The organism is Castellaniella denitrificans (assembly GCF_042653765.1).
GTDB classification, from domain to species: Bacteria; Pseudomonadota; Gammaproteobacteria; order Burkholderiales; family Burkholderiaceae_B; genus Castellaniella; species Castellaniella denitrificans.
In genome coordinates, this window is sequence record NZ_JBHSEZ010000012.1 from 1 (window position 1) to 25,812 (window position 25,812).

The following is a 25,812-nucleotide window of genomic DNA, read 5'->3' on the forward strand; positions in this document are numbered from 1 at the left end:
CCCCCCCCCCCGGCAGTCTGAACGACAGCCGACCGCGCAGGAAGAGCATGGCGTCGGCCTTCTGGAAAGCGTGGTCTTGGAAGACGGCGGTTTCCGTGCGGGCGAACACCAGGGAAATGGCGTTGCCGTGGGCCGCGCAGCGTTCCAGCCAGCGGGCAGCGAACGGGCCATAGGGTGGGTTGCACCAGACACGGCCAGCCCATTCGCGGGTCAGGCCGTCGTCGCGGATGGTGAATTGCTGCCGGGCGGTACGCCACGGCTGGAACTCGCTCGCGCAAGGATCCAAATCGAACGACCCAAGGGCTTGCAACAGCTCCGGCGGCGTCAGCCAATCATGCGTTGTGGCAACAGAACCCCCTTGGCCTGTCTCGAATAAAACATCCATCAGACAGACCTCCAGTGAGGATTGCTGCGCGACATGCTGGCAACGATGTGGTAGGGAACGCCAGTGACCTTTACGGCATGGAGCAACTTCCCGTGATGTTTTCCAAACTCCAAAATGGCTTTTTTGACAGCCCTTGCCTGCTCGTCGGTTATCGTCGCCATGCCATGCTTCTGGTTGGCCTGATGCGTCCCGTGCTTCAGCTTGTCGGCGATGTTTTCGGCTTGCGTCGCCCACCGCAGGTTCGCCGCCGAATTGTTGGATTTATCCCCGTCGTTATGGCAGCACACATAGGCGCTTGACGGTGGCGGGCCGTTGAATGTCTCGCAGACGATTCTTGCTACCGAACTTTGGATTTGCACACCGTCACACCGCAGCGGAACCATTGCATATCCATCCTTGTCCAGCCACGCCCGCAGCAGAACCGGGCGCTTCCTTTTGACCGAAACGATGCACCCATCGGGCGAAGCGAGATAGCCGCTAAATCCAGCCACGGGGAGCCATTTTTCATCAACCAGCGGCATAGAGCTTCCCTCCGCTGGTGCCGTGTCCGCGAACACGGGCGCAATAACCCACGACCTTGATTTCACCGCGACGCACGGCCTTCGCGTAAATCGCACCAAAGGCACGATCATCGGCAGGCCGGATGCCAGCGGCACGCGCGGCAAGCGTCACCTGCTCACCGGGCACGCTGCCCAGCGCGGCGGCCTGCTCGCGCACGTAGGCCACGATGAAGGCATAAGCCCGCTCGCCGAAGCTGGGGTCGGCAGAGGTGGCCGCATCGAAGGAAAGCTGCATCTGCTGCTCACCCAGACGGCGGGCGGTAGCGGCGCGGCGGGCGTGCGACGGGTGTTGCAGGGTTTCAGCGGCCATCATGATCAGTTCCCCCGAATGGCCTGCAAGAGCTCGCCGCTGGCCTTCATCAGCGCTAGCAGCAGAGGTTCCAGCGCGCGGCGCTCGGTGGCGTCGAAGCGGCCATCCTTCGCAGCTTCAGATCCGGCGCCGAACAGGCTGGACGCCGACGCAACCAAGGACAGAAACAGACGCACGGCCTCGGCAGGCGGGCGCTCTTCCAGTTCAAAGTTCATCGGAACCTGCCCGACGAGGTGGGCCAGCGCGAAGATGGCACGCTTGGCCTGGGCCACGACGACGATTTCGAGGATGACGCTGAAGGATGGCGGCGGGGCCTCGTGGTCGGGGTTGATGCCGTTGGCGAGGGTGTTGCCGTTCATACCCATCGTTTCAGCGATGGCGCGGACGCCGCCGGGGTATTCCTTGGCGTCGGCCTGAAGGGCCAGAAACAGGGCGCGGTGGGCTTGTTTGATGGGGCGGCGCATTGGCGAACGTCTCCTTTTTTTCGTCTAGTCCCGCGCTTGGCGGTGGTGGAAACTGGCTTCGTCGAAAGAAAGGAAACCCGTCATGCCGCAGCCTCGCTTCCAGTCGTCTCGTTATTTGCAGCAGCGCCAGAGCCGCGCAGGTAGGCCCAATCCACGTCGGGGCGTAGCTCTTCGCACGTCACGGCGCCAGCGGATTCGCGCTCGATGTTGATACAGAGGCTTTCGCCGATACGCTGGCCCGTCGAAATGGCCTTGCGGAGGTATCCCAGCGAAGTTCCGCAACGGGCAGCGAAGTCCTGCTGTTCCGGCGGCGCCAGGCTGTTGAGGTAGGTCTTGAGGGTATCCATGACCGCGACTTTACCTATCGGTAAATCATCCGTCAATACCAATCGGTCATTTACCAATAAGTAAATGACACGCAAAATTTGCCAATGACCCCAGAAGAACGAAAAAAACACCGCCAAGAACGACTGCTCGCCTTGCTCAATGAGAAGTACGGCGGACAGCAGATCGCCCTCGCCAACGCCGCAGATATTTCGGCGACGCTCGTTTCGCGCTACATCAAGGGAACGAAGGGGATTGGCGAAGACATGGTGTCCAAGATCGAGGGCAACACCGGGTACTTCGGATGGTTTGGCATTGCATCGGGCGAAGACGTGCCAGCAGCGACTAAACCAAAGCCCACCCCAGCCCCAAGCGGCACAGTTTTCCACCTTCTTGATGTAGAGGCGGCTTGCGGCGACGGGAGGCAGAATGTGGACTACCCGGAGATTGTCCGCGCTATCGTTCTATCGGATGACGAGGCGAGGGATCGCATCGGAAGCCTGAACAAGTCGGGCAGTATTCAGGTCATCATGGCGACGGGCGACAGCATGGTGCCAACTATCCAGCCGCGCGATTTGCTCTTTGTCGATACTGCCGTCAGGGAGTTTTCAGGGGATGGCATCTACCTGATTCGCCGCGACCACGGCCTATCCTGCAAGCGGCTTTCGATGGCCGGACGCACGCTGCTGGTGACATCAGATAACCCGGTTGCGCGGGACTGGAAGTGGAAGGACAAGCGAGAATCAGACGCCATCATTGGGCGCGTATTGGCCGCACTGCCGATGACATTCAAACAATTCTATTGATGGAAGGGAACCCATGAGCGATAGCATCGAGCAACTGACGAAGCTGAACGAACTCAAGGCGAGCGGCGCGCTCACCGAAGAAGAGTTCGCGGAGCAAAAGAAAAAACTGCTGCAACCAAGCAGCCCGGAACCGAAGAAAAAATCGTTCTTCTCTTTGCGCTCACCTGGCCTCTGGATTCTTGCCGCAGTCATCGCTGGCGGCTACCAGGTCATCAAGTACGGCTCTCTGGCCGGTGGAGACTTGCCATCGTGTGGCAGCAGCCAGGCAAGCAACATGGTGGTCGAGTTGCTCAACAAGCAGGTTCGAGAAAACCCGTTCGCGGCGATGATTGCCGGCGGAGCAAGGGCTATTTCAATATCCGGCGCAAAAGAGCTTCATTCCGACCCGGCCATTCGTGCCTGCGAGGCCACAGTAAAGCGCAACAACGGTGAAGGCGAGGTCGGCTACACCATCGAAATGGGCAACAAGGAAAAGGGTGAGTTCTGGGTGCATGTCTATGGCGTCGAGCAGGTGCGCGCCATGTTTGCAAAACAGGATTCGACAGCGCCATCAGCGCCCAGCGCCCAAGCAGCCACGCCATCGCCAGCACCCGTCGCACAGGATCTGTCGAAATACCTCGGGGAATCTCCGAGTGCGATGCTCAATGATCCATCCGTCAAGGAGAAATTCGCGGCCCTGTTCAGTGGCGACAAGGCCGAGCATGAGCACTTCCTGAATAACCTGTCCGTTGCTTCCGGCGTCAAGGAGCAGGATGGATTCTATTTTGGCGAGGGTCAGGCAGACCATCTTGGCGGCGTCGAAGAGGCCGCGTTCGCCATCAACAAGAGCACGGGCAAGGTCTTTGCCATCATCTTAGTAGAGGGCAAAACCATCAAGTGGGCTGGCGTCAAATCTGAACAAGACCTCCCCCCGCCGCTGCTCACCTGGAACAAGGAGCGCAGCGGCCAGTAAGTACTTAGACAGTAAAACCCTGCCTGCCGCTTGTCGCCCTCTGCCAGTCGGCGCGGTCGATGGCGGCCAGACTGCACAACGTCAGGGGAACGACCAGTTCGACATGGTTGCCGTTGCTGTCCACCGGCGATCCGATGGGATAGCCAATGCTTTCGATCACCATCGGCGAATACAGCGTTCCCTTGTATTTCATGGCAATCTTTGCCGGAGCGATGGACGGCAGCAGCGCCCGCGCGGAAGCCTCATCCAGCGGCTTTCCTTCGGCAACCGCCTTAGCCGCACTCAAGAGGCTCATGATTGGGCCGTCCGGGGCAAGCTCTTGGGGAAGCGCCCATTGAATGAGCTGCATCACGGGATTCATCACTTCGGCCACCGGATCGCTCCAGGCGCGAAACAAGGCTACGGCTTGAATTTTTACCGGCGGCATTCCTGCGAACACCTGCGTGCTATTGAGCTTGGTGATGCCGGTACGGCCCTCGAACTTTCCAACAAAGTCCTTTCCCTTGCCGTCGCCCACCCACGGTTGAATCGCCCCCGATTGCAGCATGGACGAGATAGCGGGAACGCCCTTATCAGCCCCGGCGTTCTCGAACGGGCTCTGCCACCCCAAAGTCATTTCGATGTTCGCCTCGGTCAAGGGGGCTTGAATGGTGGGGCGGCCTTCGATCTTTCGCCAGTAGTGCGATCCGCTTCCGGCGCGCTCCACAGGCCAGAAGCTGGCGATCAGGTGCGGAGAAAGCCCATCCCACTTCGAGTGCAGAATGGGATTGACCAAGCTGGGCCGCGTGCTTTCCGTGCTCACAGCTTTACCTTCACCGCACCGGCCCCACCCGAATACTTGTGCAGCCCTTCCAGCATCGAGTGCAGGCAATTGGCAACGCGCTCGGGGTTGTCATCGCCAACAATCTGCGCGGCTTGTTGAATGAGGCCCTCGGGGGTCGCCTTGTCGGCAATGACGTGCAGGGTTTCGACGCACGCTTGGGCCAAGCCGTACACGATTCCGTCTTGTTCAAGTTGGTGGCTCATGGTGTTCCTTTCCGGTTCTCTCTTGACGCACAAGGCTACCTTACGTCGGCGTCGTTCCCGGCGGAATGTTCCGATAGGTGGCTTCGGGCAACAACAACCGCCTTCTGGCCCCAATCGGGAATGACGATGAACTCAATGCCCAGAGCCCGCGCGCGTTCGGCCATCCGTTTTGTGGCATCAACCAGCTTGGCCTGCTGATCCAGCGTCATACCGTCCAGCGGCAGCAGCAAAAGAACCGTATCCCCTGGCCGCATAACGGCTACCTTGTCGTCCGACAGCAGCGGGCGCTTCTCGTCGGAATCCTTCTTTTCCCGCTTCCAAATCCATTCCAGCAGTCTCATTTCAAAATCTCCATGAAGTAAATGGCGGTGAGCGCACCGCCGAACACGACACCCAGCACAAACACCAGAACCTGCCGCAGCCGGTAGCGCCGCCATATCTTCATTGCCGCAGCATCAGTTCTAGCGTGAAGTCCCGCAAGTACGGCCCGATCGCGCTCCCTCATTTCGTTCATCGCCCGCGCCAACCATTCGACGGTTTCCTTGTCGTTGTTACGTCCAGCCAATCCGCCGGGACACTGGCACGCGCTCGTTTCGCCAAGTGCCAGAGCGAACGGCCTGCCGCACTGATGACACGCTGCCGTCTCGCCAGCGCCGACTTTTGAGCTCCAACCTTCCTGTTCTTCCATACCCGCCTCCTCGACCTGGCCACATGGCCGGGTTTTATTTTGCCAAAAATATTTACCGATTGGTATTGACACGTAAATTACCTGTCGGTAAAGTTCATCCATCGAAGCACGCAACGGCAGGCAACTACCAGCGCGTGATGCTCTTTAAAACTGCTAATGGATGAACAGGCGCACTTAGGAGAAAGCGCCCTACCCCGTGGCGCGCACGGTAGAAGCAAAAGTGCGCGAAACCCGAATCTCCCTGGGGGAGTGGCCCGTGGGGCTGCGTTGAAACCATAGGTTCGGTTTGCACGTTCGCTATTTGCGAACTGCGAACGCCCACCCGTCCGTGGCGCAGGTAACGACGGGCAGAAATAGAAGCCCCTGCAACCAGGCCCCGCGAAGTCGGGGCGAGACGCCCGTGACAGCAGGCACAGCAGGGGTGCGGCGCGCGCACTACGTCGCATCAATGCCGCAACCGGCCAGGCCCAGCGTCTGGCCGGAGTGATGCCCTGGCAACAGGGCCATCACCACCGCCGATTGCACCCAGTCGCCGGTGCTGATGTTCCCCCTCAACCACAACCGAAAGGCCCACCATGACCGCACAAGTTGACGCCTCGCCCATCGCCATGAAGGCGGTGGAATCCTCGCGCATCGCCGAAATCGGCCACAACGCCGAAACCAACACCCTCGCCATCCGCTTCAAGCGGGCCGACGGCAGCCACGGCGCGCTGTACCACTACGGCAATTTCAACGCCGAGGAATTCGCCACCTTCGACAGCGCCGAATCGCTGGGCACGCACTTCAGCCAGCACATCAAGAAGGAAACCGAGAAGCACCCGTACCTGCGCGTGGCCGAGCCGCCGGCGAACGCCGAGGCCGCCACCGCGTAATCCATGCCCGCGCCGCCGCGCGATAGGCGGAGGGACGACGCCAACAGTCGCACCCCGGTGAAAGGCCGGGGCCATCAAGAGGCGCCCTGGGCAAATCCAGCGCCGACCAACCCCAGAGCGAAGCACCCACGGGCAAGTTGGAGCCCGTCTCCGGGGCGCCCCTTGATGGCGGTCGCATGACCGAATCCCCTGCCTATGAGGATGGGCAGGCGGCGGACGAGCCTCGATGACCCCGCACACACGGGCGAGAACAGCGCGCTTGCAAATGGTGCAGGTAGCCCGACCGCCATCAACCCTATCGCAGCGTAGAGAAGCGGTATCTCGTCGGCTTCATAAGCCGGAGGTCGCTGGTTCGATTCCAGCCGCTGCAACCAATTCAAAGGCATGACGATGAGCGACATCGCGGAACGCTTGATGCGCGGCGTCGAGGCCATCCCGTTTTCTGGGTGCTGGATATGGACTGGCGCACTCACGCGAGACGGCTATGGACGCATCTTCGTGAATGGGAAAGCCCGCCGCGCACACCGGGTTGCATTCGAGGTTTTCAAGGGCATCCCTGCAAACGATGTCTGCCATACCTGCGATACCCCGTCTTGCATCAACCCAGCTCACCTTTTCGATGGCACGCACTCCGACAACATGCGTGACCGCGAGGGAAAGGGCAGAGCCAACAAGGCTACCGGGGAAAGAAATCGGCATCACAGGTTTTCTTTCCAAGAAATCACCGAAATGCGAGCGATGCGCCAGAGCGGCGTGCCGCTCGCTGAAATCGCAACGAAATTCTCTATCAACGGCACCGGCTACGTGTCGCTGGTGGTGAACAACAAGATCAGGAAGACAGCCTGATCTTGCCCGCCCCGCCCATCAAGCACCCCATCAACCCAAAGGACATCAACATGAGCCAAATCGGCATCGTTTTCGGCAAGAAGCACACGCCCTGGACGCGCATCGACAACAGCGGCGCCATCATCACCCCCGACGCCAGCTTCTTCAGCAACCACCCGACCTTCGCCGGTATCGCCGACGAGGAAATCGACGGCCAGAGCATGGTTCGCGTGCCGGCCTTCTACTACCGCTCCGACATCGTGCGCGACGGCCCGCTGCTGGGCAAGAAGGCGCTCTGGGTGAGCGACGAACCCGCCGAGGGCTACGCGCTGCATCCGGCCTTCCGCAACAACGGCGCCGACCTCGCGCAATACTGGCTGGGCAAGTACCAGGGCACGCCGGACGGCGACGACAAGCTGGGCTCGCAAGCCGGCCTGATGCCGCTGGCGCGCATCGACTTCCCCACCATGCAGGCGCGCGCCGCCGCGCGCGGCGAGGGCTGGATGTTGTGGAGCATTTACCAGCTCGCGGCCATCCAGGCGCTGGCCCTGATCGAGTGCGGCACGCCCAACGTCAAGTCCATTCTGGGCGAGGGCTACACCGACGGAAACGGCGTGCGCAAGGTTGATGACGCCGAGGTGGTGCAGGCCGCCTACCGTGGTATCACGGGCCTCTGGGGCAACGTCTGGCAGATGCTGGACGGCTTGCAGACCGGCGCGAACCGCGAGTTCCTCATCTGGGACAAGGACGGCCACCGCAACCTGCTCAACACCGGCATCGAAGCGCCGGAGCATGGCTGGATCCACAAGCGCCTGCGCAATGTCGGAGAGGGTTTCGACCTGGGCGCAGTGTTCGTGCCGAAGAAGACCCGCGACGAGCAAGAGGAAGCGGCCTACGGTAACTACTCGTGGTTCTGGTCTGGCGGTGTCGCCTACCACGGCGGCGGTTGGGGCAGCGGCGCGATCGGCGGGCTCTTCTGCCTGTACGTCAGCGGTCCCGCGTCGGACGTCCGCGCGGCTGTCGGCGGTCGCCTCGCAAAGGTGTAATGGGTCATGTCGGCATGTGTCATGTATCCGGGCGAGCCTGCCGAGCAGGCCGCCCGGTTTTTTCGCGGCGCGAAAAATGGCACTCCGGCGATCACGGCGGAAGTGCTTCGGCTCCTTCTGCACTATGACCCCTACACCGGCGTCTTCGCCTGGCGCGTCCCCCAGTCAAACCGCGCTCCCACCGGAAGTCCGGCAGGAACAATGCGAAACGGCTACGTCCGCATCCGCATCGCGGGCAAGGACTACAACGCGCACCGCCTCGCCTGGCTCTACGTGTTCGGCGTCTGGCCTGAAAAGCTGGTCGATCACATCAACGGCAGGCGCGACGACAACCGCATCGGCAACCTGCGCGAGCTCTCGAATACCGAGAACCAGCAGAACCGCCGCCGTGCAGCGCGGCATAGCAGCACCGGCCTGATAGGCGTCAGCCAAGGCCGCCGTGAGGGCACGTTCCGCGCCCACATCACGCTCAACCGGGAGCGTCAATTCCTGGGCAACTTCTCCGACCCATTGCAGGCCCAGCAGGCGTACATCAACGCCAAGCGATGCCTGCATCCGTTCGGAACCATCTGAAAGGGAAAGCCATGAGCACACCGCAGGCTGCGGCCTTGGCGGGCGACTTCGCACGCCCTAAGCCGCTCATCAAGTGCCAGGTCAAGGTGACGACGGAAACGGGCGCGCGCTTCCACTACGCCGCGCTCTTCGCCAGCACCTGCGACGCCGCCATCGACGCGCTCGAACGGTTCGGCATTTCCAAGATCAGCGTGGAGCCGGCCCAATGAAGAAGACGCTGAAGCTGCTGGCCGATTTTCACTACTACCTCAAACGCGGGTACGGCATCCGCAAGTCCTGGCGCCTCGCCAAGGTCACGCTGTAACCGCCGCCCATCCCATCATCAAGGAGAAATTCATGGACAACACGCATTCGGGCGGCGCACTCGCCACCCGCCAAGAGTTCGGCGGCTCCATCGCCACGCACGCCACCACCGAAACCGCATCTGCTTACGTGGCCGCCCAGGCCAAGGCCGTGGTCGAAGCCCGCTACGTCATGGCCCTGCGCCGCCCGCGCAACTGGGATCAGGTGCGCCAAGACCTGCTCAAGGAATGCCGCCGCCCCAGCTTCGCCCACAACAAGAGCGCCTACTACCGCAAGCCCATCGGCGATGGCGTAGAGGGTCTGGGTATCCGATTCGTCGAAGTCGCGCTGCGCTGCATGACGAATGTCCTGGTGGAAACCACCATGATCTTCGAGGACGAGACCAAGGAAATTCACCGTGTCAGCGTGACCGACCTGGAATCGAACCTCACGTATCCGCTTGACGTGCGCGTGACCAAGACCGTCGAACGCTCGAAGCCCGGCGATGACGGCAGCTACGTCAGCGTGCGCAAGAACAGCTACGGCAAGAACGTCTATACGGTGCCCGCCACCGACGACGACCTGCTGAACAAGCGCGCCGCACAAATCTCGAAGGCTATCCGCACGCTGGGACTGCGCATCATCCCTGGTGACATGCAGGACGAGGCCGAAGGAATCATCAAGGCCATCCGCCTGGACGAGGCAGCGCGCGACCCCGACACCGAGCGCAAGCGCATCGCCGACTCCTTCAACGAAATCGGCGTCAAGGCCGCCGACCTGACCGAATACCTGGGCCACACGCTGGACACCTGCTCGCCTGCCGAACTGGTCAATCTGCGCGGCATCTACGGTGCCATCCGCGACGGCGAATCCTCGTGGAAGAGCGTCATGGAGAACAAGGCCGAACAGCAGGCCGGCAAGGGTGCCGGGGCCGGTGCGGGCAACACCGGTGGCGGCAAGACGCTGCCGACGTGCAGCGCCGAGAACTTCGCCAAGAAGTCGCCGGGCTGGAAGAAGCAGGTCGAAGCCGGCAAGAAGGTGAATGACCTCATCGCCATGATCGAAACCAAGGAACTGCTCACCGCCGACCAGAAGATGGAGATTGCGGGCTGGGCCAACGGGGGTGCTCAAGAATGAAAATCCATGACCTTCAGCAAGGCAGCCCCGAGTGGCAAGCCTTCCGCCTGACCCACCACGGCGCCAGCGAGGCCGCCGCGATGCTGGGCCTGTCGAAGAAAACGACGCGCTCCGAACTGCTGCGCATGAAGCACACCGGCACGCCCAAAGAGTTCAGCGACTGGGTGCGGGTGAACATCCTCGACTACGGCCACGAAGTCGAAGCGATGGCGCGGCCCATCATCGAAGACCTGATCGGCGAAGACCTCTACCCGGTTACGTGCTCCAACGAAGACACCGGCGGCATCCTCTCCGCATCGTGCGACGGCCTGACGATGGGCTACGACACCGCCTTCGAGCATAAGCAATGGAACACCGAACTGGCCGCATCCGTGGCTGGCGGCGTGCTGCCCGAAGAGCACATGCCCCAGTGCCAGCAAATCATGCTGGTGACTGGCGCCAAGCGCGTCATCTTCACCGTGTCCGACGGCACGCCCGACAACTGCGTGCATGTCGAAGTGCTGCCGGATCCTGCCTGGTTCGTCCGCATCGAGGCGGGCTGGGCACAGTTTGACCGTGACCTGGCCGACTACGTGCTGCCCGAGGCGAAGCCGGTCATCGTCGCCGAGGTCGTGCAGGCGCTGCCGGCAGTAGCGGTGCAGATCAGCGGCGAAATCACGGTGCGGGACAACTTCAAGGTGTTCGAGGCTGCCTTGCGCGACTTCCTTGAAAACCGCCTCATCCGCGAGCCGGAAACCGACAAGGACTTCATCGACCTGGATGCGCAAATCAAGGCGCTGAAGAAGGCCGAGGACGCACTCAACTCCGCCGAGACGATGATGCTGGCGCAAATCCAGACCGTCGATGAAGCCAAGCGTCAGAAGGACATGCTCTACAAGCTGACGCGCGACAACCGCCTCATGGCCGAAAAGCTGCTGGAAAGCGAGAAGACACGGCGGCGCGCGGAGAAGGTGGAAACGGCCCGCAAGGCTTACGTCGCCCACGTCGCCGAGCTTCAGCGTGAAATCGCTGGCCTGCGCATGGACGTTGCCACGCCGGACTTCGCGGGCGCCATCAAGGGCCTGAAGACGCTGGAAAGTATGCAGGACAAGCTCGACACGGCTCTGGCGAACGGCAAGATCGCCGCCGAGCAACAGGCCGCCGACCTACGCACGAAGCTGGGCTGGATCGAGGCCAACGCCGCCGAATACCGCGCGCTGCTGGCCGACCTGCAACAGCTCGCGGCCAAGCCGTTCGACGACTTCAAGCTGGCGGTAACGGCGCGCATCGACGCGCACAAGAAGGCCGAGGCCGACCGCCTGGAAGCGGAGCGCGCACGTATCCGGCAGGAGGAAGAGGCCAAGGCGAAGGCCGAAGCCGAAGCGAAGCTGCGTGCAGAACAGCAGGCCGCCACGCCCGCCGTTCCGCTGGCCGACCCGACGCCCCAGGTTACGGCCAAACCCACCACCACGGCCCGGCCTTCCACCGCGCCGGCGGTATCCCGCGCCAACCCGGCGCCCACCAGCAAGAGCCGCCCCAGCGACGACGAAATCATCGACGTGCTGGCGCTGCATTTCCGCGTCCATGAATCCGCCGTGGTGGCCTGGCTGCTCGAAATCGACCTCGAAGCCGCCAGCCAGCGCATCGCCGACAGCATGGCCGCATAGGGGAAGTCCATGAGCACCGTTCAACAAGCTGCGCCGGCGGTCTGCCCCGACGGCGCTCACATGGGCGAGCACGCCTGCACGAACCGTTCCCAGTGCTGGGAGCCGTGCGGCGAACTCGGGCACAGCGAAGAGCACGCCAAGGCCATCCATCCCGACGATGAGGCCGTGGATCGCTTCGCCGCCGTGCTGAAGGACAAGCTGGCCGTGGCGCGCGCGAAGGGGCGCGGCGGCTGGGAGGACAAGGCGGAAGTGTCCGGCGACGAACTGACCGACATGCTGGTGGGCCACCTCTGGAAGGGCGACCCGCGCGACGTGGCGAACTTCTGCATGTTCCTCTGGGAGCGCGGCGAGCGCATCACCCTGGCCGGCGGCCCGCGCATGGAGCGCGCCACCGACGCCTTCCAGATTGCCGAGGCTCAATGCGCGGAGCGGCACGCCGCCGCTGGCCGGCTGATCGACCCGTCCATCAGCACGGAAGCGGGCCTGCTGGCCGCCGCGCCCTACTTGGTTAGCCAGAACTCCCCGCCGACTGCCGACGGCCAACAAGCCAAGCAGGCGCTGCGCAAGGTGCTGGGCGTCCTGCACCGCTACCTGGAACCGAACGGCATCAGCAAGTATGACGCCCTGAACGAAATCTTGGGCATCGTCGATTCGGTTCCGCTGGTGGCCACCGATAGCGAGGAAAGGGGTGAAGCATGAGCGGGAACAGCACCGGAATCCTTAGCCAGGTTGCCACCAGCATGATGAACTTCGGCGCCCCGATGCTGCTGGACGAGAAGGACTGGGAGGAAGCCGAACGCATGGCCGATGCCGGCCTGCTTCAGCGCCATGACCCCGTTTTCAAGAGCTTCGGCTACTCGCTCACGGACGCTGGCATCGAGGCGTACAACAAGGCTTTTCCGCCAGCACCGCTGCCGGATCCCGTGAAAGCGTGGGGCGATCAGCCGCCGAAATCGCTGAAGGGCCGTATCGCCTTCATCAAAAGGCAATGCGTCAAGCCGCTCGAAGACGCCTACTGGCTGGAAATCGAGGGCGACAAGGGAAGCGTCGAATCAATGACGCTATCTTCCTCCGCCCTGGACAAGAAGCTCGAAGAACTGGGATATGACCGATATTCCAACGATGGGCGCATCTACTTCGGGAAAGAGGACAGCTACGCGCTCTACACCTGCGACATCACCGGGGCGCTGCTGGAAGGTGCATGGAGCTCCGAGCCCGATTATCTGGCCTATGAACTTGGCGGGTTCGCATGGCGCCGGAGCAACCGATTCCAGATGGAAGAGCGCGACTGGCAAGAGGCGAAAGCCTTTATCGACCGGCTCGACGCCAGCAGCCGCGAGCAAGCGAAGCTACGCCGACTGATCGCCGACAGTTGCTTCCTTGACCCTGCCAGCGTGAACGATACGGGGCTTCTCAACCCCGGCGGTGGCGGCCAGAGCGAATTCGCGGAACTGATCGCCCTTTTCGACTTCATGGGCGCAACACCGCAGCCATGAACTACCCGCCCGGCTCCCTCATTGGGATGCAGGTGCGGACAAACCCCTTGCTCACCGTGGCCGGCCCGCCGGTCAAGGTTCGCCGCGCGTGGCGGGAACGCCTGTTCTCGCGCCCGTGGAAGCCGTGGCGAGCAACCCGCACCGTCATCCCGCAAATCCCCGACCCCCACGCAATGCTCGTCGGCAACTTTCTCATCATGCACCCGGACACCTGGGCGCGCATGAGGCGGGAGCTGGACGAGCGCGGGGCCACATCCCTATCCCCAAGAAAGGACTGCCCGTGAGCAAATCCACTTGCCCAGACCTGCAAGACCTGCGTGAAAAACTGCTGGCACCGCGCGCCATCGTGCGCGATGAAAACGGCCACCTCACCCATCCCGATCTGCCCGCCTGCGACGAGGGCGTGCGCTACGACGACCTGCTGGCCGTGTTCGGCATCGAATCGGCCTTCGTCAGCATGGAATCCGATGCACCCCACGACGTTTCGGAACGCTACTTCGATTCCGGCGACCCGGATTGCAGCTACTGGACGCCCACACCGCCCGACGGCGATGGCTGGATGCTGCTGGAAATCTACGACACCGAGGATGGCCCCTACGCCCTGTTCGGGCGCGCCATGCCCGACACCATGTACCCGCGCCGTGGCGGCAAGCCCTTCGACTTCTACGCGCACCTGGAGCGCCAGGCCGAGTTCTCGCGCAAGACCTTCGGGCCGGGCCGCCGCACCCAGGGCGTGATCGACCACATCAAGAAGGAACTGCGCGAAATCGGCAGCAAGCCGGACGACATCGAAGAGTGGATCGACGTGGTGATTCTGGCCCTCGATGGCGCATGGCGCGCCGGCGCGTCGCCGAAAGTCATCATCCGCACGCTGGCTGCGAAGCAGGCCAAGAACGAGGCCCGCGACTGGCCGGACTGGCGTACCTCTGACCCCAACAAGGCCATCGAGCACAGCAAGCCGAAGAAGCGCCGCATCTACATCAGCGGCCCGATGTCCGGCCTGCCGGAGCACAACTTCCCGGCCTTCCACGCCGAAGCCGCGCGCCTGCGCGACCTGGGCTACGACGCGGTGAATCCCGCCGACCTCAACCCTGACCCCGGCAAGGGCTGGAAGGACTGCCTGCGGGTCGATTTGCTTGAACTGCTGGGCTGCGACGCCATCGCCATGTTGCCCGGCTGGCAGAAATCCGAGGGCGCCCATCTGGAAATGCACGTCGCCCACCGCGTCGGCATCGACATCTTGGACGCCACGGACATCCAGGCCCCGGCGGACGCCGTGGCTTTGGCCGCGTAGCCCGCTTCACCCACCAACCTGAAAGGAAATCCCGAAATGTCGAAGCCGCTTAACGAAAACCTCGCATCCGTCCGCCTCGAAACCGAGGACGGCGACCTGCTGCCCATCATGGACGTGGCGGGCGCGAAGTTCAGCGAACTCATCAACGCCGTCGCTTCGCACCAGAAGGCCGGCACGCTGACGCTGAAGATTGCCGTCAAGCCCTCCACCGCCGGCGCGATGGCGGTCAAGGCGGACGTGAGCATCACCAAGCCCAAGGGCTTGCCGCCCGAATCGCTGCTCTGGGCGACGCCCGAAGGCAACCTCATTGGCGAAGACCCGCGCCAAACCAAGCTCGACCTCAAGGCCGTCGCACCCGACCCGGTGCGCGAGCTGAAGGCCGTCCAGTAATCCCACCACCCGCAACCAAGGAGCCTATTCCTCATGTAACAAACCACCGACAACATCCAGACCGCGCTCGCCGCCGGCGCTGCCAGCGTGCAGCCCGTGACCAGCCACGGCGGCATCCCCTTCGTGGCCGTGCCCGACGGCTACAAAGTCCACGACCTGGAGAGCCTGTTGCCCGTGCCCACGCGCAAGCGCGCCGAGGTCACGATCACCGACACCGATAGCTTCATCCACTACACGAAGAAGCACGGCGTCACCGACACCACCACCATCTTCGCGGACATCGACGCCGAGGCCAGCCGCTTCAACCTGATCGGCGTTCTCAACGACCACGGCACCGACGCCGGTGCGGCCCAGTGGCGTGACCACCAGTGCAAGTTCCAGCCCGCGCAAGCCGTGGAATGGAAACGCTGGCTGTCCCGCAACAAGCAGCACTTCAGCCAGATCGACTTCGCCGCCTGGCTGGAAGAAAACCTGTCCGACATCGCCAGCGTGGCCGGTATGCCGTCCGGTGCCGACATCCTGAAGATGGCGCTGGGCTTCGAGGCCAACTCCGACAAGAAGCTGCGCAGCAAGGTCAATCTGCAAGACGGCGGCGTGCAGTTCGAGTTCGTCGATGATTCGACGCAGGAAACCCGGACGACCATGCAGGCGTTCGAGCGTTTCACCCTGGGCCTGCCGGTGTTCGACGGCAGCACCAGTGCCTACCCGCTGGAAGCGCGCCTGAAGTACCGGGAGAAGGACGGCAAGCTGACCTTCTGGTACGAGCTCATCCGCCCCGACCGCGTGTTCAAGACCGCCGTCACCGACGAGCTGGGCCGCATCAAGGAAGCGACCGGCTTCCCTGTCGTCTCCGGCAAGCCGTAACCACCAGCGCCCCGCCTGGGCGCAAGCCTGGGCGGGAAAGGAGCCCCGCACATGGAACTCGCAACACTCAAGCAATTTGCCCTCTGGCTGTTCTGGCTGTTCGTCGTCGGCCTTGTTTTCTCATGGGTCATTTCCCTCACGCCCATCGGACGCGACGACACCGACAAGGGTTCATGGGGCGGTGGCCGCAGCGGCATCAAGCCCGTCACGGACGCGCTGACCGGATGCCAATACCTCGTTTCGCCGGGCGGCGGTATCACGCCGCGCCTTGACGCCGAGGGCAAGCACATCTGCGTCAAGGCGGAATAGCTCATGGCCTGCGCATTCGACCGTGGCGCGCACGACCTGCGCGAGGTGGGGCGACAGCCGTACAGCATGGCCCCCGATGCCTACACCGTCGTCCGGTGGTGCTCGAAGTGCGGCGCCGTCGTGATCGACACCGACCTGGACGGACGCACGATGCCGGGCGACATCCTGCCGATGCAGTTCCCCAGGATTGCAACCGAAAAACGATAGGGACACCCCAATGGAACAGAACAAGCCCGCCTTCGCGCAACGCTGCGAAGCCCTCGCCAATGACGAGAAAGCCTGCCACGAAGCCTACAACAACCAGTACCACAAGGTGCGCGCCGAAGTCGGCTTCGACGACTGGCGCAGCGTGTGGCGCTTCCTGCTGATTTGCGCGCTGCCCACGCTGCTGAAGCCCGAAGGCGAGCAAGAACCCGGCGCGCCGGTGGCCTATCAGGGCATCGTCTCCGCCATCCGCGCCGTGGGCGACGAGGCCGCGCGACGCGGCGCGATGTTCCCGCAAACCCGCGACGAGCAGGAAGAGGACAAGCGCGCCGTGCGCCGCGTGGCGGAAATGATCGAGTGGTACGCGACCGCCGGCGGCGCCGTGGCCACTGGCCTGCCGGGCTGGCCGAAACACCCGGCGCAGCCCAAGGAAAGCGACGAAATCGCGCGCCTGAAGCAAACCCTCAACGACCTGGGCAAGATCATCCACGACATGACAGTGGCCCAGCAGGCCGCATGGATTGAATGGCAGCACGGCAAGGGTGCCGAAGAAGCCATGAGCTGGATCCACAACGGCCTCGTCGGCCCCGGCTTCATCCCAGACGAAGACGAGCCCTACGGCAAGGAGGCGCAGGCGTACTTCGACGCCAACCGCTCCGACCCGTTCCCCGCCTGCTACTGCGGCAGGCCGTCGAACAGCCTCTGGATGGGGCAGGGCTTCTGCTGCCGCGAGCACTACGACACGCGCCGCGCGCAGATCGAGGCCCAGCAGCAGGCCGGCAAAGAGGGCTGACCATGAAGGCCCTCTCCATCCGCCAGCCTTGGGCATGGCTGATTGCAAACGGCTACAAGGACATCGAGAACAGGTCATGGCCGACGGGATACCGGGGGCAGTTCCTGATTCATGCCGCCAAGGGCATGACCCGCGCCGAGTACGAAGACGGGGCCGACCTGGCCGCGCAACTCGGAATCACGATTCCCCCTTTCGACAACTTGGAGCGCGGCGGCATCGTCGGGCGCGCAACCATCGTCGGATGCGTCGAAGACAGTCCTTCACCCTGGTTTTTCGGGAAGCATGGATTCGTCCTGAAGGATGCGGTGACGCTGCCGTTTCAGGCCGTGCGCGGGCACCTGGGGTTCTTCGACCCAACACAAGAACAGGAAGGGCCTCATGGCTGAAAACTCGAAAATCGAATGGACGCACCACACGTTCAACCCCTGGGAGGGCTGCCAGAAAGTCGGGCCTGGCTGCGATCACTGCTACGCTGAAACGCGCAATGCCCGCTTCGGTGGCGGCGTGGCGATCAACTGGGGGCCGGGCGCACCACGCCGCCGCACCAGTGCATCGAACTGGGCGCAGCCGGCGAAGTGGAACGCCACGGCGGCCCGTCTGGGCGTGCGCTACCGCGTCTTCTGCGCCTCGCTGGCCGACGTGTTCGACAACCAGGTGCCGGACGAATGGCGCCGCGACCTGGCTGCCCTCATCCTCGCCACGCCTCACCTGGACTGGCTGCTGCTGACCAAGCGCATCGGCAATGCCGACAAGATGCTGGCCGCCATGTTCCCCGAGGGCATCCCCGATAACGTCTGGGTGGGCGCGACCATCACCAGCCAGGAAGAAGCCGACCGCGACATTCCGAAGCTGCTGGCGCTGCCGGTAGCCGTGCGGTTCCTGTCGATGGAGCCCTTGCTGGGCCGCGTGGATCTTCGGTTCCACATCTTCAGCGAGCCGACGGGCAACTTCCGCACCCACGCGGGCAAGCGACAGATGGAGCTGCGCAAGCCTGCCGACGGCGGCCTGCACTGGGTCATCGTCGGTGGCGAGAGCGGTTCCGCCGATTCCCGCCCGATGAACCCCGACTGGGTGCGCGCGCTGCGCGAACAGTGCCGCGCCGGCGGCGTCGCCTTCCACTTCAAGCAATGGGGCGACTGGCGCCCACCTGAAGAGGACGAGGAATACGACACGTCGATGGGCCGCGCCCAGCGCGTGCCAGCGTTCATCGTCGCCGACGCCGGAACCGTGCATTGCTTCGAGAACGATAGCACGAAGGACGGCGGCGCGGTGATGCTGCGTGTCGGCAAATCGAAATCGGGCCGGACGCTGGACGGCCTGCTGCATGACGGATACCCGGAGATAGCTCAATGACCGACAAAGAAGTTTTCAAGTCCATGCGCGATGACATCGTGGAAGCGAAATCGCGCCTTGAGGTGCAAACCAGCCAGCACGGCGTCGCCGCGCTGACCACCGCGCTCACGCAAGCCAACGCGGCCCTGCTGCTGGCGCTCACGGAGCCGACCGATGACGCGCCGGCGGGTGTCCTGCCGCCCGAAATCTCGCGCGAACTGCTGGGCCAGGTCGTGGATGAAGTCTTCGGCGGCGCCATCGAGGACGCCACCGTGATCGAGGACATCTACCGGGTGATTGCGCGCAGCGTCGCCCCCCCCCGCACGGGAGGGCTTGAACCATGACCCCCGGCAAGCTCAACAAGATCCTTCAGGGGCAAACGGCGCTGGCGCGTAAGGTCTTCGAGGTCGTCCCCATCAAGGAAGCCTGGCCCGCGAGCCAAATTCGGCACTCCCTGAAGGAGGTCGAGCGCAGCAACGCCGACCTGCATACCGTGCGTGGCTGCCTGGCGACGCTGCGCGAAATCGGCCTCGTCCGCGAGCCCGAACCCGGCTGCTTCCAGCGCCACGCCATCAGAACGCCCCAGCCCACCCCGAAGAAGGAAATCATCACCATGCACAAGACCGCCGTGGCGCCTCAAGCCGTCCAATCAGCAGCACCCGCCAGCGCCGCGCCGGCGAGCAAGTCTCCCCTCGAAATCCTGGGCAACCTGTCCAGCCAGATCACGGCGCTGGCCGACGACTTCAGCACCCGCCTGAAGCAACTGGCCGCCCAGGTCGAGGAAGCTGCGCTCACCATCGAGCAGGAACAGGAAGGAAACGCCCAGAGCCTTGAAAAGTTGAAGCAGCTCCAATCCATCCTGAAGAGCCTGTAGGGGGACGCCGACCATGAGCAGCCACTACGAATGGGCCAAGGAAGTCACCGCCCGGCACGACGCCAAAAAGCCATTCGCCCCGGAGAACGGCCAGCCCTTGCAGTTCAAGGCTGGCGACCCAGTGATCTACACGAACCCGGCAGGCATCGAATTCGCCCTGCGCGTGACCGGCTTCTATGAGCGCCCGGCGTCGCCGGATGGTATGTACGCCAATGGCGCGCGCTATCTGCTGGACTGGGACTGCCCTTGGTTCCCCGTGGCGGAATCGTGCTTGCGCCTGGACGAATCCCGCACCGAGCAGGAGGCGCGTCATGGGTGACATGGGCGACTACTGGCGGGACGTGCGACCCGCCATGCAGGAAGAAAGCCGGCAAAAGCGGGCGAGCAACCGCGAATCGTCGGCCAAGATGCTTGCCGCCGCCGGCATCGCCTTCGAGGCGAAGAACGAGGGCGCGCACCTCATCGTGATGGCGAACGGGCGCACGGTTGATTTTTGGCCCGGCACCGGCCTCTGGATAGAGCGCGGCACGTCGAGGCAGAAGCGCGGCGTGCGCCGCCTGATTGCCGAACTGAAGAACAGCGCGCGAACTGCGCCACAACATCAACCCCATTCCAAGGAGTAACTCCACCATGCCTATCCTGCGTTTCGAGGGCTACAGCGACGACACCTTCGGCGAAGTCCAGCACTTCAAGGACGACTACGACAACTGCGCCAGCGGCAAGCCGATTGAATACCTCGTGCTTGGCCCGGCCATCGACGGCCAGCCCCAACTTGGCATCATCGTGACCGGCCAGCACTGCCCCGGCAACAGCGGTAGCTGGCTGATCGGCGTCGCCAACCACGACCCGGACAGCGAAGACCGCGACTTCCCGCGCTGGCCCATGCGCATCGAGGCGCAGGACTACCGCAACGGGTTCCAGCCGTCCCTTGTCATCGAAGCGCCCGACGGCGTGACGATCAAGTGCCTGCAACGCTCCGGCGACGACGAGGACTGATGCCATGAGCGCCCACGACGAGCACCAGCAGATGGTGAAGGACTGCATCGACCGCGAGGCCAAGCTGACCGACTGGGAGCGCAGCTTCATCGACAGCATCGAGCGCCAGCTCGCGCAGGATCGCGCTCTTTCCCAGAAGCAGGCGGACACGCTGGATTCCATCTGGGAGCGCGTGACGTGAGCGAGTACCAGCCGCTTTCATCGGTGCGCGACCTGGACGTGCTGGACGAGGACGACTGTATGGCGGGCTATCTCGCCGGCCTGGACGGCCTGCCCGAACCCGGCAGCGACAAGAGCAAGTCCTACTGGCACGGCTGGCGCAACGGGATGATGGACAAGGGGCGGCTCCCCATCGACGGCGCTGCCCGCAACCTGGCCCATGAGTTCGTGCGCAGGCAGCGCGCGCACTGACGGCCACAGAATGAGAGAAGGAACAGCATGGCTTCAGTCAATAAAGTAATCCTCGTCGGCAACCTTGGAGCCGACCCCGAAACCCGCTACATGCCGAACGGCGACGCCGTGACAAACGTCCGCCTGGCGACGACCGATAGCTGGAAGGACAAGGCCAGCGGCGAGAAGAAGGAAATCACGGAATGGCATCGCGTGGTGTTCTACCGCCGCCTCGCCGAAATCGCCGGCGAATACCTGCGCAAGGGCTCGTCGGTGTATGTCGAGGGCCGCATCCGCACGCGCAAGTGGCAGGACAAGGACGGCCAAGACCGCTACACGACCGAGATCGAGGCCACGGAAATGCAGATGCTGGGCCAGCGTGGCGGTGGCGACGGTGGCAGCCAGCAGTATGGCGGCGAATCGTCGGCCCAGCCTTCGCGCCAGCAGCAGCGTTCCGCGCCCGCGCGCGGTGCCCCGGCCTCTAAGCCAGCTCCACCGCCGTCCGGTGGCGGTGGCTTCGCCGACATGGATGACGACATCCCTTTTGATTGAGCAGCGCACGACTGCTTCATCAACGTGCAGGCCCCGACGAGGGCCTACCCAACACCATCACCTACAAGGGGCGCCGCGAGCGCCCCAATTTTTTGCAAGGAGCCCGCCAGATGCTGCGCCCGCAACTCGCCCTGCCGTTCCCCGGAGAACTCATCATCGACAACTTCGCCGGTGGCGGCGGCACCAGCACCGGACTGGAAGCAGCCTTCGGGCGCCCCGTGGACATCGCCATCAACCACGACCCCGAAGCTCTGGCGATGCACGCGATCAACCACCCTTACACCAAGCACCTCTGCGAGAGCGTATGGGATGTGGATCCCATCGAAGTAACCGGCAACCAGCCGGTGGGCCTGGTCTGGCTTTCGCCGGACTGCAAGCACTTCTCGAAGGCGAAGGGCGGAACGCCTGTTTCCAAGGAGATTCGCGGACTGGCCTGGGTCACGATGCGCTGGGCTGCGCTCTGCCGCCCGCGCGTCATCATGTTGGAGAACGTCGAGGAATTTCAGACCTGGGGGCCGGTCATCGTCGGAGAGGACGGCAAGCTCTACCCCGACCCGAAGCGCAAGGGCAAGACCTTCGATAGCTTCATCCGGCAGTTGCGCCAGCACGGCTACAAAGTGGACTGGCGTGAAATGCGCGCGTGCGACAACGGCGCCCCGACTATTCGCAAGCGCCTCTTCCTGGTGGCGCGCCGCGACGGCCTGCCCATCATCTGGCCCGAGCAGACCCACGGCGAGCCGACCTCGCGCGAAGTGCTGGCCGGCTCCCTGGCCCCGTACCGCACTGCCGCCGAGTGCATCGACTTCAGCCTTCCCGCCGAGAGCATCTTCGACCGCAAGAAGCCCTTGGCCGTGAATACCCAGCGGCGCGTCGCCAAGGGCCTGTACCGCCACGTCCTGACGAGCGCCAAGCCGTTCATCGTCACCAACACCACCGGCCATGCTGGCGCGGCCACCGATGAACCGCTGCCGACCGTGACGACCGGCAATCACCACATGCTGGGCGCGCCCGTGCTCGCCCCGTTCATGGCTGGCGCCGGCGGCCCAGCCTATTCCGGGAAGCCCGTGGCTGCAAACCAGCCGTTCGGCACGCTCACCACGGAGAACCATCGCGCCATCGTGGCGCCGGCCCTGGTGCCGTTCCTTACCGAGCATGCCAATGCCAGCAGCCAGCGCACCATGCCCGCCGACGCGCCGCTGCGCACCGTCTGCGCCCAGGTGAAGGGCGGCCACTTCTCCGTCGTCGCCCCGACCTTGGCCCCGCTGCGCGGCACCAGCGATGCCCACATGGGCGGTCATAGCATCGAGCAGCCGCTTTCGACTATCTCCGCCGGCGGCACGCACCATGCGATGGTAGGCGCGCACCTCGTCACCATCGGCTACGGCGAACGCGAGGGCCAGCAGCCGCGCGTGCAGGACATCGAGGCCCCACTGGGAACCGTCGTAGCTGGTGGGGTGAAGCAGGCCCTGGTGGCCGCGCATCTGGCCCACCTGACGCACCACGGCGAGCGCGCTGGAACGACGCCGGCGGAGCCCTTGCCGACGGTCACGGGCGCACATCGTGGCGAGCAGGCCCTGATCGTCGCCAACCTGGTGGATATGGGGCATGGCGAATCGTGCAGCACCGGCGCGAAGCGGTGGAGCAACGGCGTCCGCTCCCTGGAAACTCCGCTCAATTCGGTTACGGCCAGCAGCGTCCCGAGCGCCCTGGCGTCGGCCTTTTTCGAGCAGGCCAACGGCGGGTTCTACGACGGCTCTGGGCGGGCTGCGGAAGCGCCCATGTCCACCATCACCTCGTCGGGCAGCAATCAGCAGTTGGTAACGGCCTACCTGGTCAAGTATTACAGCAGCGGCGGCCAGTGGCAGAAGGCGGACGAACCGATGCACACTCTGCCGACCAAGGGCCGTATGGGCCTGGTGCAGTCGGTGCAGGTGCCGGCGGACTGCTTGTCACCGGAACATCGGGCGAAGGCCCGCCGCTGCGCCGAACTGCTGCATGAACATCTGCCCGAGCACTTCCCAGAGCCCGCCGACCTGGTGCTGATGAGCTACGACGGCATCTGGTGGGTGCTGGTGGACATCACGCTGCGGATGCTGAAAGCGCGCGAGCTGTACCGCGCCCAGGCGTTCCCCGACAGCTACATCATCCACGAGATCCCCGACCCGCTGCTGCTCTTCAAGGAGGGCGTGCAGGTTGCCGACCCCCTGGCTATCCCCCGCGTCCCGCTGACCGTCACCGCACAGGTTCGCATGTGCGGAAACAGCGTGTCGCCGGCGCAGGCCGAGGCCCTTGTGCGGGCCAACTTCCGCCACGAAGCGGCCTTCATGGGGCAAGTCGCGTAATCGGAAATCATGGCCCGCTGGTGCCCAGCACGTTTGCAATCATGGGCATCAGCAGGCAACTACACGAACTATAAGGATTCCGAAATGACCGAAACAAAGAATGAAGCAGGCGCGGGCCAAGAAGGCCAGCGCATCTACAGCCACGAGCAAGTGCTCGCCAAGGTGCCCATGTGCGCCCGCACCATCCTGAACATGGAGAAGCGCAACGAGTTCCCCCGTCGCTTCCGCGTGTCGCCGCGTCGCGTGGGCTGGGATGCGGACGAAGTGGAAGCATGGATTGCCGCCCGCAAGAAAGAGCGTCGCCAGGCTGCCGCACCCGGCGCCAAGGCGGCGTAAGGGGTGTGGCTATGTCCAAGACCCTCATCAACCGGAAGAAGCTGCACTCGATGATTCCGCTGTCGGAGCGCACCATCTTCAACATGGAGCAACGAGGCGAGTTCCCGCGACGAATCGCGCTCACCAGCAGGAATGTGGCGTGGGATCTTGAAGAGGTCGAAGCATGGATAGAGGCGCGGCGGCAGGCCGGTGGTCAGGCTTCCCGCCCCGGCCTCACGCAGATGGCCGCTGCCGCTTGATCGTCCATTCGTCGATCATGTCAGCCCAGTCCTGCAACATGGACGCACGCTGCTCGCGGTACTCCGCCTTGTTGTAAACCGCCCTGACGCCCTTCTGTTCATGGGCAAGGCACTTCTCAATCCAGTCGGTGTTATAGCCGGCCTCGTGCAGCAAGGTACTGGCCGTGCGGCGCAAGTCGTGCGGCCCAAACTTCGCCAGTGCCATCCCCTCCTTCTGGGCCAGCTTGTAGGTCAGCGTCAGCACCTGGTTCAGCGTGGCGCTACTCATCGGTAGGTCGGTGTCGTACCGTGATGGCAGCACGTAGTCAGACCCGCCGGCGAAGGTCTTGAGCGCGATGAAAATATCCAGCGCCTGCCTGGACAAGTAGACGTTGTGCGGGTTACGCCGCTTCATTCGCTCCTTCGGAATTGTCCAGACCCCATCGGTGAAATTGACCTCTCCCCACGTCGCATTCGTCAGCTCGCTCTTGCGCACCAGCGTCAGCAGCAGCAGCTTGGCGGCTGCCCGGATGGATGGGGTGGTGCCGATGCGCTCGATGTATTGGTACATCACCCCAATCTCTTCAGGCGTCAGCGCCCGGTCACGCGGCTCGAACTTCGCAATGCTGGTCGGCCTCACCAGTTCCGCCGGATTCTCGACCTTCTGGCCGCGCTCAATAGCCCACCGGAACACCTGCATGACCACCTCGCGCACATGCACCGCCGTAGCCGGAGCGCCCCGCTCCACAATGGCATCGGTCAGGTTCCGCAAGTCCTCGTGTGTAATCTCGACCAGCTTCCGGTTGCCGAACTTGGGTTTCAGCTCGCGCTCATAGACCGACCTGCGCATGTCGCGCGTCGAATCGGCCATCTGGTAGCCACGCAGCCACTTTTCAGCCCAGGCGCCGAACGTCTCTGCATCCTTCACGCGGGCCTTGTCCCGCGCCTTCTCCCTGGCCGGGGACTTCCCGGCAGCGATCATCTTCTTGGCCTCGCTCAACTGCTCGCGCGCTTCCGCCAAGGTAATCCCCCCCACCCCGTAGCGCCCGAATGTGACCGTCTCCTGCCTGCCATTGATGGAGTAGTTGTAGCGAAACGAGATCGTCCCGGCTGTAGTGACGGCCACGTAGAGGCCGTCGCGGTCGTTCTCCTTGTAGAGCTTGTCTTGCGGCTTGAGATTGCGTAGCTTGGTATCGGTCAGCATGGTATTCGTCCTTTTTGGGTGCGAAATACCATGATTTGAGGGGCCGTCTTTTTTCCTCTATAACCAATATAAATCAACGACTTGCGCTATTTTCATACCATGATCCAGCGGAAAACCGTGGCATGGTATCAAGCGCCAATCATGGCATCAGCCAGAATAATACCATTGGCTATACCATAAAAAAACAGTGCTTGGGGGTGCCAGCAGTTGCCGGTAAATTCCAGACGCAGACGCAAAAAAGCCCGCATTTACGCGGGCTTCAGGGGTGTTTAGTGCTTTTATATGCCAGTCATTGCCAGACGCGGGATCACTCCCACTCAAT

42 protein-coding genes and 1 tRNA gene are annotated in these 25,812 nt (G+C 63.5%); 33 read left to right on the forward strand and 10 right to left on the reverse strand.

All coding sequences use genetic code 11. The annotated features are described in order from the left end of the window. From ACFO27_RS11280 to ACFO27_RS11300, 5 genes are all read right to left on the reverse strand, one after another. The coding region (locus ACFO27_RS11280) for a DNA N-6-adenine-methyltransferase (RefSeq protein WP_376817420.1) at positions 1 to 385 on the reverse strand (385 nt) is incomplete at its 3' end. After that, complete coding sequence (locus ACFO27_RS11285; protein WP_376817421.1) at positions 385 to 906, reverse strand: HNH endonuclease signature motif containing protein; 522 nt, start codon at positions 904 to 906, stop codon at positions 385 to 387. The genes ACFO27_RS11280 and ACFO27_RS11285, both read right to left, overlap by 1 nt. After that, positions 893 to 1,258: a hypothetical protein gene (locus ACFO27_RS11290; RefSeq protein WP_376817422.1), complete on the reverse strand. Its 366-nt coding sequence runs from the start codon at positions 1,256 to 1,258 to the stop codon at positions 893 to 895. Before ACFO27_RS11290 ends, ACFO27_RS11285 begins: the two co-directional genes overlap by 14 nt. 2 nt (positions 1,259 to 1,260) lie before the next feature. Further along, on the reverse strand, positions 1,261 to 1,719 hold the full coding sequence (locus tag ACFO27_RS11295) for a phage regulatory CII family protein (RefSeq protein ID WP_376817423.1): 459 nt from the start codon (positions 1,717 to 1,719) through the stop codon (positions 1,261 to 1,263). A gap of 80 nt (positions 1,720 to 1,799) precedes the next feature. Then, positions 1,800 to 2,066, reverse strand: a complete 267-nt coding sequence (locus ACFO27_RS11300) for a transcriptional regulator (RefSeq protein WP_376817424.1) — start codon at positions 2,064 to 2,066, stop codon at positions 1,800 to 1,802. Positions 2,067 to 2,150: 84 nt separating this feature from the next. Between ACFO27_RS11300 and ACFO27_RS11305 the strand changes: the two genes are divergently transcribed. Together ACFO27_RS11305 and ACFO27_RS11310 are read left to right on the forward strand one after the other, a co-directional pair. Further along, complete coding sequence (locus tag ACFO27_RS11305) at positions 2,151 to 2,849, forward strand: S24 family peptidase (protein ID WP_376817425.1); 699 nt, start codon at positions 2,151 to 2,153, stop codon at positions 2,847 to 2,849. 13 nt (positions 2,850 to 2,862) lie between these two features. Continuing rightward, positions 2,863 to 3,801, forward strand: a complete 939-nt coding sequence (locus ACFO27_RS11310) for an SHOCT domain-containing protein (RefSeq protein WP_376817426.1) — start codon at positions 2,863 to 2,865, stop codon at positions 3,799 to 3,801. A 4-nt stretch (positions 3,802 to 3,805) separates the two neighbouring features. Here the strand turns inward: ACFO27_RS11310 and ACFO27_RS11315 are convergent, their stop codons facing one another. From ACFO27_RS11315 to ACFO27_RS11330, 4 genes are read right to left on the reverse strand one after another with little or no spacing between them, the layout of a single operon-like run. Then, complete coding sequence (locus tag ACFO27_RS11315) at positions 3,806 to 4,576, reverse strand: hypothetical protein (RefSeq protein ID WP_376817427.1); 771 nt, start codon at positions 4,574 to 4,576, stop codon at positions 3,806 to 3,808. Positions 4,577 to 4,599: 23 nt separating this feature from the next. Further along, positions 4,600 to 4,827, reverse strand: coding sequence for a hypothetical protein (locus ACFO27_RS11320; RefSeq protein ID WP_376817428.1), 228 nt, complete (start codon positions 4,825 to 4,827; stop codon positions 4,600 to 4,602). Positions 4,828 to 4,862: 35 nt separating this feature from the next. Further along, the gene (locus tag ACFO27_RS11325) at positions 4,863 to 5,168 is read right to left on the reverse strand and encodes a hypothetical protein (protein WP_376817429.1); all 306 of its coding nucleotides are present in this window, start codon (positions 5,166 to 5,168) and stop codon (positions 4,863 to 4,865) included. Beyond that, positions 5,165 to 5,515: a hypothetical protein gene (locus tag ACFO27_RS11330; protein WP_376817430.1), complete on the reverse strand. Its 351-nt coding sequence runs from the start codon at positions 5,513 to 5,515 to the stop codon at positions 5,165 to 5,167. The genes ACFO27_RS11325 and ACFO27_RS11330 overlap by 4 nt, the downstream gene beginning before the upstream one ends. A 575-nt stretch (positions 5,516 to 6,090) precedes the next feature. Between ACFO27_RS11330 and ACFO27_RS11335 the strand changes: the two genes are divergently transcribed. From ACFO27_RS11335 to ACFO27_RS11480, 30 genes are all read left to right on the forward strand, one after another. Next, positions 6,091 to 6,387: a KTSC domain-containing protein gene (locus ACFO27_RS11335; RefSeq protein ID WP_376817431.1), complete on the forward strand. Its 297-nt coding sequence runs from the start codon at positions 6,091 to 6,093 to the stop codon at positions 6,385 to 6,387. A gap of 299 nt (positions 6,388 to 6,686) precedes the next feature. Then, positions 6,687 to 6,761, forward strand: a tRNA-Met gene (locus ACFO27_RS11340). A gap of 16 nt (positions 6,762 to 6,777) precedes the next feature. Further along, positions 6,778 to 7,233: an HNH endonuclease signature motif containing protein gene (locus tag ACFO27_RS11345; RefSeq protein WP_376817432.1), complete on the forward strand. Its 456-nt coding sequence runs from the start codon at positions 6,778 to 6,780 to the stop codon at positions 7,231 to 7,233. Between the two features lie 50 nt (positions 7,234 to 7,283). Beyond that, positions 7,284 to 8,258 (forward strand): hypothetical protein, encoded by a 975-nt coding sequence (locus ACFO27_RS11350; protein WP_376817433.1) that lies wholly within the window; start codon positions 7,284 to 7,286, stop codon positions 8,256 to 8,258. 21 nt (positions 8,259 to 8,279) lie between these two features. Next, positions 8,280 to 8,831, forward strand: a complete 552-nt coding sequence (locus tag ACFO27_RS11355; protein WP_376817434.1) for an HNH endonuclease — start codon at positions 8,280 to 8,282, stop codon at positions 8,829 to 8,831. Between the two features lie 11 nt (positions 8,832 to 8,842). Beyond that, positions 8,843 to 9,040 (forward strand): hypothetical protein, encoded by a 198-nt coding sequence (locus ACFO27_RS11360; RefSeq protein ID WP_376817435.1) that lies wholly within the window; start codon positions 8,843 to 8,845, stop codon positions 9,038 to 9,040. Positions 9,041 to 9,167: 127 nt separating this feature from the next. Further along, on the forward strand, positions 9,168 to 10,250 hold the full coding sequence (locus tag ACFO27_RS11365; protein WP_376817436.1) for a hypothetical protein: 1,083 nt from the start codon (positions 9,168 to 9,170) through the stop codon (positions 10,248 to 10,250). After that, positions 10,247 to 11,896, forward strand: coding sequence for a YqaJ viral recombinase family protein (locus tag ACFO27_RS11370; RefSeq protein ID WP_376817437.1), 1,650 nt, complete (start codon positions 10,247 to 10,249; stop codon positions 11,894 to 11,896). The genes ACFO27_RS11365 and ACFO27_RS11370 overlap by 4 nt, the downstream gene beginning before the upstream one ends. 9 nt (positions 11,897 to 11,905) lie before the next feature. Further along, the gene (locus ACFO27_RS11375; protein WP_174977263.1) at positions 11,906 to 12,595 is read left to right on the forward strand and encodes a hypothetical protein; all 690 of its coding nucleotides are present in this window, start codon (positions 11,906 to 11,908) and stop codon (positions 12,593 to 12,595) included. Further along, a complete protein-coding gene (locus ACFO27_RS11380) occupies positions 12,592 to 13,392 on the forward strand; it encodes a hypothetical protein (RefSeq protein ID WP_064675091.1) in 801 nt (266 codons plus the stop codon). The genes ACFO27_RS11375 and ACFO27_RS11380 overlap by 4 nt, the downstream gene beginning before the upstream one ends. Before the next feature lie 47 nt (positions 13,393 to 13,439). After that, positions 13,440 to 13,676: a hypothetical protein gene (locus tag ACFO27_RS11385; protein WP_376817438.1), complete on the forward strand. Its 237-nt coding sequence runs from the start codon at positions 13,440 to 13,442 to the stop codon at positions 13,674 to 13,676. Beyond that, the gene (locus ACFO27_RS11390) at positions 13,673 to 14,686 is read left to right on the forward strand and encodes a dATP/dGTP pyrophosphohydrolase domain-containing protein (RefSeq protein ID WP_238512785.1); all 1,014 of its coding nucleotides are present in this window, start codon (positions 13,673 to 13,675) and stop codon (positions 14,684 to 14,686) included. The genes ACFO27_RS11385 and ACFO27_RS11390 overlap by 4 nt, the downstream gene beginning before the upstream one ends. Positions 14,687 to 14,722: 36 nt before the next feature. Continuing rightward, on the forward strand, positions 14,723 to 15,076 hold the full coding sequence (locus ACFO27_RS11395) for a hypothetical protein (RefSeq protein WP_058379165.1): 354 nt from the start codon (positions 14,723 to 14,725) through the stop codon (positions 15,074 to 15,076). Positions 15,077 to 15,130: 54 nt separating this feature from the next. Then, complete coding sequence (locus ACFO27_RS11400; protein ID WP_376817440.1) at positions 15,131 to 15,940, forward strand: DUF2303 family protein; 810 nt, start codon at positions 15,131 to 15,133, stop codon at positions 15,938 to 15,940. A 51-nt stretch (positions 15,941 to 15,991) separates the two neighbouring features. Continuing rightward, positions 15,992 to 16,249 carry a DUF6440 family protein gene (locus ACFO27_RS11405; RefSeq protein ID WP_058379167.1) on the forward strand — a complete coding sequence of 86 codons (258 nt, stop codon included), beginning with the start codon at positions 15,992 to 15,994 and terminating at the stop codon, positions 16,247 to 16,249. A 3-nt stretch (positions 16,250 to 16,252) separates the two neighbouring features. Further along, positions 16,253 to 16,456 carry a hypothetical protein gene (locus ACFO27_RS11410; protein WP_058379168.1) on the forward strand — a complete coding sequence of 68 codons (204 nt, stop codon included), beginning with the start codon at positions 16,253 to 16,255 and terminating at the stop codon, positions 16,454 to 16,456. Positions 16,457 to 16,466: 10 nt separating this feature from the next. Next, positions 16,467 to 17,246 (forward strand): hypothetical protein, encoded by a 780-nt coding sequence (locus ACFO27_RS11415; protein ID WP_150586005.1) that lies wholly within the window; start codon positions 16,467 to 16,469, stop codon positions 17,244 to 17,246. Between the two features lie 2 nt (positions 17,247 to 17,248). After that, a complete protein-coding gene (locus ACFO27_RS11420) occupies positions 17,249 to 17,632 on the forward strand; it encodes an ASCH domain-containing protein (protein WP_058379170.1) in 384 nt (127 codons plus the stop codon). Next, positions 17,625 to 18,599, forward strand: coding sequence for a phage Gp37/Gp68 family protein (locus ACFO27_RS11425; protein ID WP_058379171.1), 975 nt, complete (start codon positions 17,625 to 17,627; stop codon positions 18,597 to 18,599). Before ACFO27_RS11420 ends, ACFO27_RS11425 begins: the two co-directional genes overlap by 8 nt. Continuing rightward, positions 18,596 to 18,922 (forward strand): hypothetical protein, encoded by a 327-nt coding sequence (locus tag ACFO27_RS11430; RefSeq protein ID WP_150586006.1) that lies wholly within the window; start codon positions 18,596 to 18,598, stop codon positions 18,920 to 18,922. Before ACFO27_RS11425 ends, ACFO27_RS11430 begins: the two co-directional genes overlap by 4 nt. Beyond that, entirely contained in the window at positions 18,919 to 19,452 is a 534-nt protein-coding gene (locus ACFO27_RS11435; RefSeq protein WP_058379173.1) for a hypothetical protein, read from the forward strand. The genes ACFO27_RS11430 and ACFO27_RS11435 overlap by 4 nt, the downstream gene beginning before the upstream one ends. Before the next feature lie 13 nt (positions 19,453 to 19,465). Then, on the forward strand, positions 19,466 to 19,771 hold the full coding sequence (locus tag ACFO27_RS11440; protein ID WP_150586007.1) for a hypothetical protein: 306 nt from the start codon (positions 19,466 to 19,468) through the stop codon (positions 19,769 to 19,771). Next, positions 19,764 to 20,075, forward strand: a complete 312-nt coding sequence (locus ACFO27_RS11445) for a hypothetical protein (protein WP_064675092.1) — start codon at positions 19,764 to 19,766, stop codon at positions 20,073 to 20,075. Before ACFO27_RS11440 ends, ACFO27_RS11445 begins: the two co-directional genes overlap by 8 nt. Before the next feature lie 7 nt (positions 20,076 to 20,082). Next, positions 20,083 to 20,448, forward strand: a complete 366-nt coding sequence (locus ACFO27_RS11450; protein WP_058379176.1) for a hypothetical protein — start codon at positions 20,083 to 20,085, stop codon at positions 20,446 to 20,448. 4 nt (positions 20,449 to 20,452) lie between these two features. Further along, positions 20,453 to 20,629 carry a hypothetical protein gene (locus ACFO27_RS11455; protein WP_157125798.1) on the forward strand — a complete coding sequence of 59 codons (177 nt, stop codon included), beginning with the start codon at positions 20,453 to 20,455 and terminating at the stop codon, positions 20,627 to 20,629. After that, entirely contained in the window at positions 20,626 to 20,859 is a 234-nt protein-coding gene (locus ACFO27_RS11460; RefSeq protein ID WP_058379177.1) for a hypothetical protein, read from the forward strand. The genes ACFO27_RS11455 and ACFO27_RS11460 overlap by 4 nt, the downstream gene beginning before the upstream one ends. A gap of 27 nt (positions 20,860 to 20,886) precedes the next feature. After that, a complete protein-coding gene (gene ssb / locus ACFO27_RS11465) occupies positions 20,887 to 21,390 on the forward strand; it encodes a single-stranded DNA-binding protein (RefSeq protein ID WP_058379178.1) in 504 nt (167 codons plus the stop codon). 110 nt (positions 21,391 to 21,500) lie between these two features. Next, complete coding sequence (locus ACFO27_RS11470; protein WP_376817441.1) at positions 21,501 to 23,732, forward strand: DNA cytosine methyltransferase; 2,232 nt, start codon at positions 21,501 to 21,503, stop codon at positions 23,730 to 23,732. 84 nt (positions 23,733 to 23,816) lie between these two features. After that, positions 23,817 to 24,068, forward strand: coding sequence for a helix-turn-helix transcriptional regulator (locus ACFO27_RS11475; RefSeq protein ID WP_150586008.1), 252 nt, complete (start codon positions 23,817 to 23,819; stop codon positions 24,066 to 24,068). Beyond that, positions 24,005 to 24,307: a helix-turn-helix transcriptional regulator gene (locus ACFO27_RS11480; protein ID WP_437344524.1), complete on the forward strand. Its 303-nt coding sequence runs from the start codon at positions 24,005 to 24,007 to the stop codon at positions 24,305 to 24,307. Before ACFO27_RS11475 ends, ACFO27_RS11480 begins: the two co-directional genes overlap by 64 nt. Here ACFO27_RS11480 and ACFO27_RS11485 read toward each other — a convergent pair. Next, entirely contained in the window at positions 24,282 to 25,490 is a 1,209-nt protein-coding gene (locus ACFO27_RS11485) for a tyrosine-type recombinase/integrase (RefSeq protein ID WP_241120668.1), read from the reverse strand. The genes ACFO27_RS11480 and ACFO27_RS11485 overlap by 26 nt on opposite strands. Before the next feature lie 122 nt (positions 25,491 to 25,612). Between ACFO27_RS11485 and ACFO27_RS11490 the strand changes: the two genes are divergently transcribed. Then, positions 25,613 to 25,812: hypothetical protein (locus tag ACFO27_RS11490; RefSeq protein WP_376817439.1), on the forward strand; the 200-nt coding region annotated here is incomplete at its 3' end.